This is a genomic window from Phytohabitans maris (genome assembly GCF_031085175.1).
Taxonomy (GTDB): Bacteria; Actinomycetota; Actinomycetes; order Mycobacteriales; family Micromonosporaceae; genus Phytohabitans; species Phytohabitans maris.
On sequence record NZ_JAVHUY010000011.1, the window covers coordinates 221,248 to 235,374 of the forward strand.

Annotated in this window: 13 protein-coding genes; 8 read left to right on the forward strand and 5 right to left on the reverse strand. The window is 69.1% G+C overall.

Going from position 1 to position 14,127, the window contains the following annotated elements:
* Positions 1-20: 20 nt before the first annotated feature.
* Genes RB614_RS14375 through RB614_RS14385 form a run of 3 tightly spaced genes read left to right on the forward strand, consistent with a single transcriptional unit; the run spans position 21 to position 3,510 of the window.
* Entirely contained in the window at positions 21-1,070 is a 1,050-nt protein-coding gene (locus RB614_RS14375; protein ID WP_308712971.1) for a GDSL-type esterase/lipase family protein, read from the forward strand.
* Complete coding sequence (locus tag RB614_RS14380; protein ID WP_308712972.1) at positions 1,037-3,175, forward strand: sialate O-acetylesterase; 2,139 nt, start codon at positions 1,037-1,039, stop codon at positions 3,173-3,175. Before RB614_RS14375 ends, RB614_RS14380 begins: the two co-directional genes overlap by 34 nt.
* Positions 3,176-3,192: 17 nt before the next feature.
* Positions 3,193-3,510 (forward strand): YidH family protein, encoded by a 318-nt coding sequence (locus tag RB614_RS14385; RefSeq protein WP_308712973.1) that lies wholly within the window; start codon positions 3,193-3,195, stop codon positions 3,508-3,510.
* 42 nt (positions 3,511-3,552) lie between these two features.
* On the opposite strand, the gene RB614_RS14390 is transcribed toward RB614_RS14385, so the two are convergent.
* From RB614_RS14390 to RB614_RS14410, 5 genes are all read right to left on the reverse strand, one after another.
* The gene (locus RB614_RS14390) at positions 3,553-4,026 is read right to left on the reverse strand and encodes a hypothetical protein (RefSeq protein ID WP_308712974.1); all 474 of its coding nucleotides are present in this window, start codon (positions 4,024-4,026) and stop codon (positions 3,553-3,555) included.
* Between the two features lie 178 nt (positions 4,027-4,204).
* Positions 4,205-5,029 carry a carbohydrate ABC transporter permease gene (locus RB614_RS14395; RefSeq protein WP_308712975.1) on the reverse strand — a complete coding sequence of 275 codons (825 nt, stop codon included), beginning with the start codon at positions 5,027-5,029 and terminating at the stop codon, positions 4,205-4,207.
* Positions 5,026-5,931, reverse strand: coding sequence for a carbohydrate ABC transporter permease (locus tag RB614_RS14400; RefSeq protein ID WP_308712976.1), 906 nt, complete (start codon positions 5,929-5,931; stop codon positions 5,026-5,028). The genes RB614_RS14395 and RB614_RS14400 overlap by 4 nt, the downstream gene beginning before the upstream one ends.
* Positions 5,928-7,286 carry an ABC transporter substrate-binding protein gene (locus RB614_RS14405; RefSeq protein WP_308712977.1) on the reverse strand — a complete coding sequence of 453 codons (1,359 nt, stop codon included), beginning with the start codon at positions 7,284-7,286 and terminating at the stop codon, positions 5,928-5,930. The genes RB614_RS14400 and RB614_RS14405 overlap by 4 nt, the downstream gene beginning before the upstream one ends.
* A gap of 9 nt (positions 7,287-7,295) precedes the next feature.
* Entirely contained in the window at positions 7,296-8,306 is a 1,011-nt protein-coding gene (locus RB614_RS14410) for an alpha/beta hydrolase (RefSeq protein WP_308712978.1), read from the reverse strand.
* Positions 8,307-8,431: 125 nt separating this feature from the next.
* On the opposite strand from RB614_RS14410, the gene RB614_RS14415 reads away from it, so the two are divergent.
* From RB614_RS14415 to RB614_RS14435, 5 genes are all read left to right on the forward strand, one after another.
* Complete coding sequence (locus RB614_RS14415; RefSeq protein ID WP_308712979.1) at positions 8,432-9,067, forward strand: TetR/AcrR family transcriptional regulator; 636 nt, start codon at positions 8,432-8,434, stop codon at positions 9,065-9,067.
* Positions 9,068-9,484: 417 nt separating this feature from the next.
* Positions 9,485-9,676 carry a hypothetical protein gene (locus RB614_RS14420; protein WP_308712980.1) on the forward strand — a complete coding sequence of 64 codons (192 nt, stop codon included), beginning with the start codon at positions 9,485-9,487 and terminating at the stop codon, positions 9,674-9,676.
* A 475-nt stretch (positions 9,677-10,151) separates the two neighbouring features.
* On the forward strand, positions 10,152-10,508 hold the full coding sequence (locus RB614_RS14425; RefSeq protein ID WP_308712981.1) for a hypothetical protein: 357 nt from the start codon (positions 10,152-10,154) through the stop codon (positions 10,506-10,508).
* Positions 10,509-10,557: 49 nt separating this feature from the next.
* Positions 10,558-11,994: a lysyl oxidase family protein gene (locus tag RB614_RS14430; protein ID WP_308712982.1), complete on the forward strand. Its 1,437-nt coding sequence runs from the start codon at positions 10,558-10,560 to the stop codon at positions 11,992-11,994.
* Positions 11,995-12,695: 701 nt separating this feature from the next.
* Positions 12,696-14,117, forward strand: coding sequence for an NF041680 family putative transposase (locus RB614_RS14435; protein WP_308712986.1), 1,422 nt, complete (start codon positions 12,696-12,698; stop codon positions 14,115-14,117).
* Positions 14,118-14,127: the final 10 nt, after the last annotated feature.

Here is a 14,127-nt window from a genome sequence, read left to right on the forward strand (position 1 = left end):
CCGGCAGCCGAGGCACCGGCATGCGGGTGATCCAGCTAGGGCCGGACGCCCCCGGAGTCTGGCGGGGAAGCCTGGCCTGGACCGAGGAGGACGGCGCCTGGCAGCCGTGGCGGCTGCCACCGGAGCGGGTGGAGACCGCCCACGCACCCGACCTGGTCGCCCGGGCGCGGATGGCGGCCGGGATCCGGGCGGCCGTCCAGACCGACGCGACCGCGCTGGAGCTGCGGGTCATCGCCCTGGACGGCGAGGTGGCGCCGCTGGACGTGGTCGTCGACGGCGTGCTGTGGCGGCGGGAGCCACTGGCCGCCGGAGCGACCGACCGCCGCGTCCCGTTGCCACCCGGGCGCAAGGTCGTCGAGGTCTGGCTGCCCCAGTTCGGCGAGGCCCGGATCGGCCCGTTGCTCCTGCACGGCGCCACCGCCGCCGAACCCGCCGGCGCGGACGGGGAAGTCCGGTGGGTCACGTACGGCAGCTCGATCACGCAGTGCCGCACCGCCTCGGGGCCGAGCGAGACCTGGCCCGCCCTGGTTGCCAGGCACCTCGGATGGGACCTGACCTGCCTGGGCTTCAGCGGCGAGTGCCACCTCGACCCCATCGCCGCCCGGGCGATCGCGGAGCGCCCCGCGGACTTGATCTCGCTGTGTCTCGGAATCAACGTGTACGGGCGCGGGAGCTTCGGCCCCCGTACCCTCGCCGGCCAGGTATCCGGGTTCGTCCAGACGATCCGTGACGCCCACCCCGCTGTACCGATCGTCGTGATCTCGCCGATCAGCTCGCCGAGCCGGGAGACGCTGCCCAACCCGGCGGCGATGACCCTCGAAGACGTCCGGGACGCCGTCGCCGCCGCGGTGACCACACTCCGCCGCCGCGGAGACGCCCTGCTGCACCTCGTCGACGGCCCGAGCGTCCTCGGCCCGGACCACGCGCACCTGCTGCCGGACGGCCTGCACCCGGACGCGGACGGCTACCGGCTCATGGCCGAGCGGCTCGCCCCCCGCCTGGCCGCCATCCGGTCGACACCCACGAAGGAGCGAACATGCCGCGACCTCGGCACAACACCCGCCGGCTAGCCGCCGGCTGCGCAGCCCTGGCATTCGCCGCGACAACCGCTTCCGCCCCCGGTACGGCAGCCGCTGAACCAGCCGCCGCGGACGCCTGGTCGACGTCCTGTGACGCCGAGGCCGCCGGCTACCGGCCGGTGCGAGCGCTCGACCTACCCACCGCCGCGAACTGGCAGGAGACGACCCCGCCGTACACATTCGACGACACCGCCGCCCTCGCCGGCGGCCTCGACCGGGTCGGCTACTGCCTGGAGCTCACCACCGAAGCGGGTACGAGCTGGGTGTGGACGGCCATGGAGGCGCTGAGCGCCGACCCCGACGACCTGGGCCTACCGACCCGCATGGAGCAGTCCCGGCACCAGTTCGTCGACGATCTGACGGTCGCCTCCAACGTCCCCGGCGTACCGCGGGTCGACGGCGGTTCCGGCTGGGTTGAGATGTGGCCCAACCAGTACGACGCGACAGGCTCCCGGCAGATACCGGGAGCGTCCGATACCGCGCGGGACGCCGACGACGCGGTCCTGTGGGCGAACGGGTACGGCTCGTTCCAGGTGCACGCGTTCGCCGACGCCGGCGACGCCCGTGGCCCGCGCACCGCGGACGCTCCCACCGCGACTCCGGTGCTGGCCGTCAACGCCTTCACCACCCCCGGACCGCAGACGATGGACATCGGCATCGGCGCCAGCCCGGGCGCGAACCCCGACTGGACGTCCGCCCGGAACGCCGGCGACTACACCGCCCGGCGGCTCACCTTCTACGCCCGGCCCTCGCTGGTCCGGGTGGACACCGCCCCAATATCGCGGCAGGTGGTACCCCGCCCGGGCCGGACCGCCACCAGAGTGTCGGTGCCGGTCCGCGGGACGGCGACCGACCCGGCCGTCACCGCGGTCGAGCTGCGGTCCACCCGCGACGGCCGGCGGACCGTCCAACGGGCTGCCGTGTCACGGACGAGGCCACGGTTTTCCTTCACCGTCTCGCTGCCGGTGGCGCTGACCTCGACCGATCTCGAACTTGTCGCGGTCACCGCCGGCGGCGCCAGGCATCGCGTCGGCCACGCGGTCGACGTCGTAGCCGGTGACGTCGTCGTCGTGCAGGGCCAGTCGAACGCGCAGGCCGGCCAGCAGCCGAACTCGACGTCGTCGGAGGCGGACCGGTCCCGGTGGGTACGGACCTTCGGCACCTCCAACAACAACAACCCGCGGTTGGCCGGCGCCATCGGCGGCTGGACCTACGCCATGGGCGACAACATCCAGCGGGTCGCGGCGGTCGGCCAGTGGGCGGTCCGGATGGGACAGCTGATGTCGGCCAGGCTCCGCATCCCGATCGCCATCGTCAACGGTGCCCGTGGCGGGCAGCCGATCAGCTACTTCGCCCGCAACGACAGCGTCCCCACCGACGGTGAGACGAGCTACGGCATGCTGCTGCGGCGCCTCACCCGGGCCGGCCTGACCGGGCCGGACGCCATCGACGCCATGCTCTGGTACCAGGGTGAGGCTGACCGCGACAACGCCGAGGCACACGTCGCCGGATTCACCGAGCTGGTCGCGGACTGGCGCCAGGACTACGGCGCCAAGCTGCCGGTCTACGTCCACCAGGTCCGGAGCTCCCCATGCGACCAGGCGACCCCGGTCGCGCTGCGGGAGGCCCAGCGGCGGCTGCCGGACACCATCGACAACCTGCGGGTACTGTCGACGACCGGCCTCAACGGCCACGACGGTTGCCACTTCGACTACATCGACGGCTACCGCACCTTCGGCGAGCACAACGCGGCCATGCTCCTCGACGACCTGTACCGCCCGGGTGCGCCGAAGGTGGCACCGCCAAACCCCAGAGCTGCCCACCGGGTGGACGGCGTCCCGAACCAGCTGGTGGTGGCACTCCGCTCCCCCGCCGGCCCGCTGACCGTCGAGGAAGGCGCGGCCGCGGACTTCCGGGTGCCGGGGACCGTCGTGGAGTCCGTACGCTGGCAGCGCGGTCGCGGCCTGGTGCTGACGCTGGACCGGCCGGCGCCCGCCGACGCCACCGTGGCGTACCTCGCCCACCGCCGCGCCGGCCCCCGCGTCATCAACGCCCTCGGCATGGGTCTGCTCGCCTTCCAGGTCCCCGTCGAATAGCAATGGCATCGCGGCAAATGCCCCGCCATGGTGAACAGCGTCGACCCGGCCGCTGGCCGTCGTGGGTGTACCGGTCCGGGAGCGAGCCGGACCCCCGGTTTACGCTCGCCAACGAACGGACCTTCCTGGCCTGGATCCGCACCGCGCTTGGCCTGGTCGCCGCGGCGGCACCGATGGTCATTGGGGTGGCCGTCGCCGCACGCGTCCGCTACCGCGCCGGTCACCACGTCCTGCACACCGGCCGATCCCTGCCCGACGGCCGGCTCGCCGCCGCGTGCGTCCTATTGACCACACTGGTCGCGATCACCGCCGCCATATACCTCGCCGCCGGCTGACCAGCCCGACCTCCGCGCGCCGTGTACTGGCCTGGGCAATGGTCACGGTGTCATCAGCGGCGCGAGCCGAGCGCGGGTCTGCTCGTCAAGCAGGGGCTCGATCCCGGCGAACTCCTCCTGCGCCCCCTCCGGATACGGCCCTTCGAGGGCCGCCTGCCAATGGTCGTATGCCTGCTGCACATCACGGAGTCCGAAGTCGTCCACGCTGTGAAGCATGCCCAGGTCTACCGCGAGCCGCTGCTCCGTGTAGCCGTCGTCGTCGTACTGAAAGTAGCGGAACTCCGCATAGCCGTAGATGACCCCTTCCATCTCGTGGTCGAAGTAGTCCTGCGCCAGGTATAACGCGAGCAGCCGCTCCCAACCGTGCGTGTACTCGCGGGTGTCATCGCGTTGCAGCGCCGTTCGCAGGTCCTCGCCCGGCGGCAGATCCAGAATCGTGTGGAGGTCGCCCGCTCTGGCCGCGGCGACAAAAGCCGCCAACGCCTTGTCGTTCCAGTCCCACGGTCGTTTCGCCATGGCGGCATGCTAGCGGCACACGGCTAGTTGGTCGGTCTGGCCACCGCGATGTCGTCCGCCCATCGCGGCAGGCTGGCGACGGATATCCCCTCGAACCAGGGCGGGCGCGGGCCTGTTGGTCGCAACGTGCCTGCCGGGGTCGTTGAAGCAGTCAGTCGACCAGACGAGGCTCGGGCAGTCACTTGACGGCTCCTTGCATCAGCGCCTTGACAAAGTTGCGTTGGAAGATCAGGAAGATCACCAGCGAGGGCAGGATGATCAGCAGGGATCCGGCGCAGAGGAGCACGATGTCGGTGCCGTACTGGCCCTGGAACGCGCCCAGCCCGCCGGCCACGGTCCGCTTCGTCGGGTCGTCGACGAGGACGAGGGGCAGCAGGTACTGGTTCCAGCTGGCGAGGAAGAAGAGCACAGATAGTGCGGACCACGCCGAGGTGGCGAGCGGCAGGTGGATGCGGCGGAACGTCTGCCAGGTGTTGGCGCCGTCGACTTTCGCGGCTTCGGTGAGCGCGGGCTCGGCGCCGAGAAAGTGTGCGCGCATCCAGAAGACGCCGAACGGCATGAGCAGTCCGATGAGCGGCAGGACGATCGCCAGCCGCGTCCCGAGCAGTCCCATGCTGCGCAGGTCGTAGTACAACGGGGTGATCAGCGCCTCGAACGGCAGGGTGAGTCCGACGAGGAGAAGACCGTAGATCGCCTTACCGAAGGGCACGTTCAGCCGAGCGAGGGCGTAGCCCGCGGCGGTGGCCATCGCGACCGTGGCCGGTACGACGCCAAGCACGATGAGGGTGCTCGAGCGGAACAGCGCGAGGAAGTTCGCCGCGCTCCACGCGTCGACGAAGTTGTGCCAGTGCGGGTCGCTCGGCCAGCTCAGCCCCTGCGGCGTGCTGCCCGGCGCCGCCAGTGCCGTGGTGAACATACTCAGCAGCGGCACCACGGCGAACAGCATCAGCGCGAGCAGGATCCCAGTGCGTGTTACTCGATGGGCGAGGCCCGATGTGGTCATTTCTCCCTCCCGAGACGCTGGATCGGCCAGATGACCAGCAGCACGACGACGGCCAGGAACACCGCGAGCGCCGAGGCCTGGCCGACGTGCTGCTGCAGGAACGTCAACCGGTAGATCTGCACGCCGGGCACCATCGTCTGGTAGCCGGGACCGCCTTGCGTCGCGATCTGGACGACGTCGAAGCTCGCCAGCGCGGCGATGGTCGTGAACGTCGTGCACACGACGAGTTCGCGCCGCAGCCCGGGCAGCGTCACGGCGAAGAACTCACTGACCCGCCCGGCCCCGTCCAGCCGGGCCGCCTCGTACAGCGCCGGATCGATCTTGCCGATGCCCGCGAGCAGCAGCACCGTGCAGAAGCCGAGCATGACCCAGACCCCGATGACGCCGACCGCGGGCAGAGCGAAAGTGAAGTCACCGAGCCAGGCCCGCGTGTACTGATCGAGGCCGACCGCGCGCAGGACCTGGTTGACCAGGCCGTTTGAGGAGTACATCCACGTCCACGCGATACCGGCCGCGACCAGCGGAAGCACCTGCGGGACGAACAGTACGACCCGGGCGGTGGTGCTGAACGCGCCGGGCTTCAGTTCGCGGATGAACGACGCGGCGACCAGACCGAGCCCGACCGGCAAGACCGTGTAGAACACGACGAGGACGAACGCGTTCACCACGGATCGCAGCAGCTCCGGCTGGGTGAAGATCGCTTTCCAGTTGTCCAGTCCGGCAGGCGTCGCCGGCCCGATGCCATCCCAGTCGTAGAACGAGTACTGCACCGACTGGAGCATCGGGAACAGCACGAAAACGCCGTACATACCGAACGCTGGCGCAACCCAGAGGAGCGCGCTCCAACTCCGCCGCCGGACGGACGGCACCGCATCACCCCTGGGTCGGCTCGCCGCGATCATCGCCCGAGATCGCGCTCGTAGTCGGACTGCACCTTGGCCGCGAACGCCTCGGGCGTCGTCTTGCCGGCCAGCAGCAGCTGCGTTTGCGGGATGAGGCTGTTGACGTGGATCGAAGCCGTCGCATCAGCCATGAAGCCGACCAGCCCGTTGCTCTTCAGCAACTCCTGGAACGCGCTGACGGTGGCGGCAACCGCCGACCCCTCGGGCGCGGTCGGAGCTGGCGCGTCCGCCGGGCCCGCCGGCACCAGCCCGCCGAGGGTCACCGTCTCCTGCCGCGCCTGCTGGTCCGTCTGCACGAAGTCCAGGAACGCGGCCGCCACGTCCGCATTGGGCGACCTCGCCGGGATCCCCAGGTTGGCGGCAGCGGTCATCGCGTACGACGGCCCACCGGCAACGCCGGGCGGGAACAGGAAAAACCCGAACTGGTCGGATCCGGTCTTGTCGAGTCCCGGAGCCTGCCAGTTGCCGCTCGGGAAGAACACACCGTTGCCCTTGACGAACTCGGCCGGTGCCCGGGTCTGGTCGATGTCGTTCACGTCGGCCGGCAGGTATCCCGCCTGCCCCCAGCGTTGCAATGTCGTGGCGGCCTTGACCGTCGCCGCCGTGTCGATACTCGCGCCAGGCTTGGTGTAGTTCCAATCCTGGACGGCTTGCACGTCACCGGCGTACGACATCACCAGGTTCTGCAGCGGATAGACGCTGCCGCCGTCCTTGCCGTTGATCATGATCGGCTGCAGCCCGGCGTCCTTCGCGTTGGAGAGCAACTGCTCGAACTCGGCGACGGTCGCCGGTGGCCGCGTCATACCAATCCGCCGCGTAAGCGCCTTGTTGTAATACACCCCGGTCAGGCCGAAACCAGCGCCCGCGGCGTACAACGAGCCCGTTCCCCGCTCTCTGCCGTCCGGGCCGACACGGGTGGACGCGAACTGCGACTGCGGCCACTCGTTCCACCCATACGCCTGCGCATACGGGTCGAGGCTGATCAGCAGGTGGTCCTTGGTCAGGTTGCCGAGCTGCGGCACGCGGACGAGGTCGGGCACGTTGTTCCCGGCGAGAGTACGCGCGATGGTCGTGGTCAAGGTGGCGTAGTCCTGGCTCTCCACCTTGACGGTCACGTTGCTGTACTTGGCGCGAAACAGCTCGCCGAGAGCGGTGTAGAACGGGACGTCGACGCCGCTGGTGACGAGCAGCTTCAGGGTGACCGGTTCGCTGCCGATACCGGTGGAGGCCGGCTTGGACGGCACCGGGCCGTCTTCGGAGTTGCCGCCGGGTGCACAGGCGGCCAGCAGCAGGGCAGCCGCCGCGGCGACGCCGGCCGCCCGGAACGTTCCGCAGTAATGGGTCAGCGATCGCACGAGAAGTCCTTAAGGCTCGATAGTGTGGGTTGACCGGAACGCGCGGCGTACGGCGTCGCCAGCCTTGCCAACGGCGTGATGCGCGTCGGTCATCACCGCGAACATCTCGAAGAAGCCATGGATCTGCCCCGCGTACTCGGTCAGCTCGACCGGCACGCCGGCCGCCTCCAGACGCCGGGCATAGTCCTCGGCCTCGCGGCGGAGGAAATCGTGTTCGGCCGTGATGATCGTCGCAGGCGCGACACCGCGCACAGATTCAGCGTGCAGCGGAGATACATACGCCGCCTTGCGGTGCGCCGGGTCGGGAACGTACGTCGCCCAGATGTACTGGAGCCGACGGTAGCTGCTGGAGCCGAAACCCGACTGGCCCGCGAAGGTCTCGTACCGCCGCCGGAACGCGACCTTGTAGTCGGTGTTTTCGACGCTGTCGAGTGCCGGGTAGACGAGGAGTTGGGCGGCTAACCGAACGCCTTCATCACGCGCTTTGAGCGCGGCGGCCGCGGCGAGATTGCCGCCCGAACTGTCCCCGCCGACAGCCACGCTGCCGAAGTTGTGGCGTGCCCAGGTGACGGCCGTCCAGGTGTCGTCGAAGCCGGCTGGAAACGGGTGCTCGGGCGCGAGCCGGTAGTCGATGGACAGGACCCCGCACCCGGCCCGGTTCGCGAGTGCCCGGGCGACACCATCGGCGGTGTCGAGGTCTCCGTGAATCCAGCCACCGCCGTGCGCCCAGACCAGCACCTCCTGTTCCGCGCCCGTGGGCTGTTCCGCGCCCGTGGGCAGATAGAGCCGAGCCGGTACGCCGTCCGCGTCGACCGACTCGACGGAGGCCACCGGCGCCGGCTCGCCAGTCACGGCCAGGACCTTCGCACGTGCGTCCGCCCGCACGACCGCGAGGTCGGCGGCCCACGGGTCGGGTGATGATCCGGAGCTGTCCAGGAATGCCTGAACCTGCTCGTGCGGCCGCGGCGGAGTGTCTTCCTCGCGGACGAGCGGGGTTCCCCGCCGGGAAGCTGCACTCATTCGATCGCGCCTCTCGCCAAAGTTCAGACTGAGCACTCAGTCTGTTTCGCCGAGGTTACCGAGTACTCAGTCGGTTTGTCTATGCTTGACGAAGACCCGTCCCGACCGTCGCGAGGAGATCAACCGTGTCCCCTGCCCAGAAGCCCAAGACCTCAGCGAAGGGCCTCGAGACACGGGACCGCATCGTCGACGTCGCCGTACGATTCATCGCCCGCAACGGAGCGCGCGGCACCAGCCTCGCCGACATCGCGGCCGAGGCAGGCGTGTCACAGACCGGGCTGCTCTATCACTTCCGCACCAAGGAGGCCCTACTCAACGCCGTCATGGACCGCCACCTAGCCTTCTCCGAGCAGTGGCTGTGGGGCGACGGACCCGACCCCGGCATCAAGATCGTCGACATCATCGCCAAGCACATCGCCAACTGGCCCAGCCAGCACGACGGCAAGGTGGCCAACCTGCTGGGCATGAACATCGTCGTCCTCGGCGAAAACGTCAGCCCCGACACCGACCTCCACCCACGACTGGTCGACGGCTACCGAACAACGATCGACCGCGTGACAGCGACCCTGCGGTCCGCACAAGAGCGCGGCGAGATGCGGCAGGACATCGACCCGCGGCTCAAGGCAATGGAGATCATCGCCTTCTGCTACGGCATCGAGGCCGCGTGGTTGGTGGACCCGACGATCCCGGTCGCCGCGGCAGCCGCCCAATGGGCGGCACAGCAGACCAGGCAGTTGGCGACCGGGTCGGCGACGCCCTGACGACACGCCCCCGGGAGTCCGGCAATCATCGAAATGCTCACGGGTCCGCGCCCTCCGGACACCCGGGGGCTGGACGACGAGCGCCCCAAGGGCGACGACAACGCTGCCTGGGAGGCCATCGGTAACCCCCCGAAACCCGCGACGCCGAACTACGCGTCGTCCGCGAAACGGCAGCCGCCCGCCGACGCAGCGCCGCGTGACCCACCCCGGCAGCAGCCGGACAATCGGCCTGGTCCTGTACACCACCGCGATCCTGGCCTACGCAGCCGGCTCCATGCACGCCCACGAGCCAGTTCTGCTCGCCGACGAAAACAGCCAGGACGTCGCCCCGCCCGAGCACCGCCTCATCGAGGCCGCCCGCCGCGACCCCACACGCGACCTCCGCGAGCTGCTGCCCTCGACCACGCCATTACCGTCATGCCCGACCGGCGCACCGACGCCGACCCGCTCGCCGACTGGACCATCTACCTCAACGGCCGGGAAGACGCCGCGGCCGCAGCCGTCATCGCCTACAGACACCACGCGGGTCTCCTCACCGGCGAACCGGACCTGTACGCCATCGCCGGCGAGCAACCCGCCTGGATCATCCCCATCGACGGCCGCCGGTAGCTGATAGACCGACGTTGCTGGCCCCACAACCGCAAGCACGCAAACGGCACGGTCCACGCCCGCCCGGCGTCGCTCCAACCACCAGGCCACCACCAGCGGCGCATCAGCCGGCGCCACGCCCGGACAGCGAACCACAAGATCTTCGGCGGGCGCCGGGGACCTCCAACGGCCGTAGCCGAGTGCGCGATGCAGAAACCCCAATCGAGCAAGGCATCGTTCTTGCCACTCAGATGCGGTCGGCGTTCGGATGGCGGGCGGTCGTCGCGAGCAGGTAACAGTGATGCCTGTGGCTCTCACCCTGATCCGCCGAAACCCTCTGGACTTGCGTTTTCTTGAAGGCGTTCACTGCGTGATGACGCGAACTTGCGGGCCGTGCGGTGATCGGCCGTCCCTTTGCTTGACGTGTCGGCGTCCTGGCCCACAAGCTCGCGTAAGCGATCACTGGCAGGAACAACGACAACAACTGGAGGACGCCTTGACCAAAGGCTTGCGCCGGATGGGCGTGGCGATCGCGCTGGTCAGTGCTATGCTGCCGGGCGCACTTTTCTTCACGGGTAGCGCGGCTCAGGCGAGCGGATGTTATGTCGAACTCGAGGTGAATTTCGATAACGGCGTACTGTCCGCTTCCCATTACCAAATCTGCGACCAGACCAACAGTCGGAAAAAGCTCAAGGTGATGATCGAAAAGTACCAGCCGGCGATTGGAACCATTCCGGCTCGATGGGTCATCGTCGCGGAGGGCAAGGGCGACGTCGTTTACCGATGCCAGGGAACCGTCACCAACCTCTTCTGGATTGACCGTCACCGGCAAAGCTACTACGCATGTGACTAGTTGGAACGGTCTGTTCCTAGTTGGATCGGTTTCGATTCCGGGAAGTGTGATGACTGGCAAAATACCGCGCCGAACCGTGATGCTCGCGGCCGCGGCGGCGATCGTGGCTCTCGTCTCCGAGTCGACCGCGATCGCCGCGCCACCGGAGCCGCCGTTGCGGCTCGTCTCCACCGGCGCGGTGACCGTCGAGCGACTACCGGGCGAACCCGTCGCGCTGGACCCGGGCACCCACGTGGTGGCCGGGTCCGCTCCGTTCGAGGTGCGGGCGGCGCGAGGCACGTACACCGAGCCGATCGTCGCCACCCGACTCGCCCCGTCCGGAGCGGTCGCGCTTCCGGCGGGCCTGGTGACGGACTTCGCCGGCCTCCCCGCGTTCATCAACATGACGGTGACGGATGCGGCGGGCAACACGGTGGCCGACCGAAACGAGACCTTCTGTCCCAACGGCGCCGCGGTGCGAACCCGTCCGGACGCCCCGGCCTCATCGCCCTACCCCAGCCGCTGCGCGCACGCCCCGTTCGCGCTGGGCGCGGTGTGGGGGATCCAGGCCGGGTGGAGCGTGCGGACGGCACGACGGTGGCCCGCCCCGCTCTTCATCGACGACGGCACCTACACAGCTGTGGTATCGGTCAACCAGCCCTACCGCGACCTGTTCGGCTTTGCGCCGGACCAGTGGTCGGCGACCGTGCGGGTGACGGTACGGACGGCGGCCGCCGAGGAAGAGACGACGGCGAGGCCCCATTCACACCTGCACACATCGTTGACACCGACCGGGCAGCGGCCGACCGGCACGCCCACGGTGCCGGACGGGCCGAGGCCGGACCTGCGGCCGCTGCCCGCATTCTCGATCTCCATACCGTGGCGCGAGGTCGAGCGTGACTACCTGAACTTCGCCGCGACGGTCTGGGTCGCCGGCACGGCGCCGCTGGTCGTCGACGGCTTCCGCCGGCCCGACCAGCAGCTGATGGACGCGTACCAGTACTTCTACGACAACCGTGGCCGGCAGGTCGGGTACGCGCCGGTCGGCACGATGGAGTGGGACCCTCGGGACGGCCACCACCACTGGCACTTCACCGACTTCGCCCGGTACCGGCTGCTCAACGCCGACCGGACCGTCGCCCTCCGCAGCGGCAAGGAAGCCTTCTGCCTGGCCAACACCGACGCGATCGACTACACGCTGCCGCGCGCCACCTGGCAGCCGGTGAACGACGACCTCAGCTGGTGCGGCGACGCGTCCGCCCTCGCCGTCCGGCAGCGGCTCGACGTCGGCAACGGCGACACGTACACCCAGGACCTGCCGGGTCAGAGTTTCGACATCACCGACCTGCCCAACGGCACCTACTACATCGAGATCGTCGCCAACCCCGAGCACGCCCTCCACGAGCAGAACACCGCCAACAACACCTCCTACCGCAGGGTCGTCATCGGCGGCACGCCCGGCGACCGGACGGTACACGTCCCGCCGCGCGGACTTGTCGACGGGTGACACTCAGACGATGCCCCCGTTCGTGCGCGGGACCTGGCCGTCGACCCAGCGGGCGGCGGGGCCGGCGAGAAAGGCGACAATCCCCATGGAGTACGCCGCCGGCCACGATCAAGCGCGAGATGACGACGTCGCTACCAGACCTCGCAGTACGCGACTGCCGCAGTCCTTCGCCGATAGGAGGCCACACGTTACGGCATGAGAGTATGTCGATCGAGGTTAGTTGCGATGGGTTGAGTCGACGCGTGATCCTGGCCCCAACCTATTATCCAACGGACTCTTTAGCCTCCGATCCGGGATCGTAAACAATAAATAATGACGGAATCGGAGGGAGGTTTCAGCTCCGCCGTCGATAGGTGCGCCAACGCCGGCGACCAGGTACAACGTCATATTGGACCTTGAGGATGAGAGCAACAGGTGTGGTTACCCGCGCTCTTACCTCAAGGCCCAACCCATGACCAACCCGCCACACCGACACCCCACCCAGTTACCGGACAGGCTCTAAGCTTGTTGTTTAACTTCGGCCGCCGTCGGTGGTGACTGCTGTCCTTTGTAGACGTCGGCGTGTCGATGCTCGACGTGGAACGGCCACCGTCCGATGATCCTTCGGTTCCCTGGCAGGACACGAAGAACGGATGGTGGCCGTGGCCACGATTGTGGACTACCTCGGTGGTCTGGTGTTGCCCGACACGCCCGCAACGCCGCTGCCCGCAGCGTTGGCGCCGGCGGCACGTTTGGCGGCGTTCCGCCGCGACTACTACCGGTGCTTGACGGCGAGGACGGACGCGTTGTTCGAGTTGACCGACGCAGTGCTGTGCGCTGACGGGCCGGTGACCAGCCTGGCCGAGTTGTCACTGACCGCCGAGCATCGCCGCGGTCACGGTGCCCTGTACGACGGCCTGAACTGGGGCGATATCGACATCGCCCGGCTGCGTGTGACGCTGGCCGGTCTGCCGCTGCCACGCACCGCCGATGCCCGGATCGTGTTGGCGGTCGATGTCAGTAACTGGCTACGGCCGGAAGCGGTGACCTCGCCGGATCGGCTGTTCTGCCACGTCTACGGCCGGGCCAAGGGCCAGGCGCAGATGATCCCTGGCTGGCCGTACTCGTTCGTGGCCGCGCTGGAGTCCGGCCGCACCTCATGGACCGCGATCCTGGACGCGCAACGGCTCGGCCCGGCCGATGACGCCACCGCAGTCACCGCCGACCAACTCCGCGACGTGGTGAACCGGCTCATCGAGGCGGGGCACTGGCGCCAGGGTGACCCCGAGATTCTGATCGTCGCCGATACCGGCTACGACACCGCCCGGCTCGCCCATGTGCTGACCGACCTGCCCGTCCAGTTGCTCGGCCGGCTCCGCGCCGACCGGGTGCTGCGCCTGCCCAAACCGGCCCGGCCGGCGGGCACCACGGGTAGGCCACCCAAGCACGGGCCCGAGTTCCGGCTGGACACCCCGGCCACCTGGCCGACACCGCAACACCAGACGACCACTGCCACCAGCCGGTACGGCACCGCAACCGCGGCCGGCTGGGACCGGCTGCACCCACGCCTGACCCGCCGCACCTGCTGGATCGACCACCACGGCGACCTACCCGTCATCGAAGGCACCCTGATCCGCCTCCAGGTCGAGCATCTGCCCGGCGACCGCGACCCCAAACCACTGTGGCTGTGGTGCTCCGCCACCGGTGCCACCGCCGCCGACATCGACCGCTGGTGGCAGTCCTTCCTACGCCGATTCGACCTGGAACACACCTTCCGCCTGTTCAAACAAACCCTCGGCTGGACCCGCCCGAAACTACGCACCCCACAAGCCGCGGACCGCTGGACCTGGCTGATCATCGTCGCGCACACCCAACTGCGGCTGGCCCGACCCCTCGCAGCGGACCTACGCCGCCCCTGGGAACGACCCGCGCTGCCGGGCCGACTCACCCCAGCCCGCGTCCGCCGCGGGTTTCGGAACATCCGCCCGAACACCGCCCTGCCAGCCAGCGCACCGAAACCCGGCAAACCCGGACCCGGACGCCCGCCCGGCTCACGAAACCGACGCCCCACACCCCGCCACGACGTCGGCAAAACCGTCAAACGCGACCTGACCATCACCGCGCACAACCAGCGCAAAGGTTAAAGAACAAGCT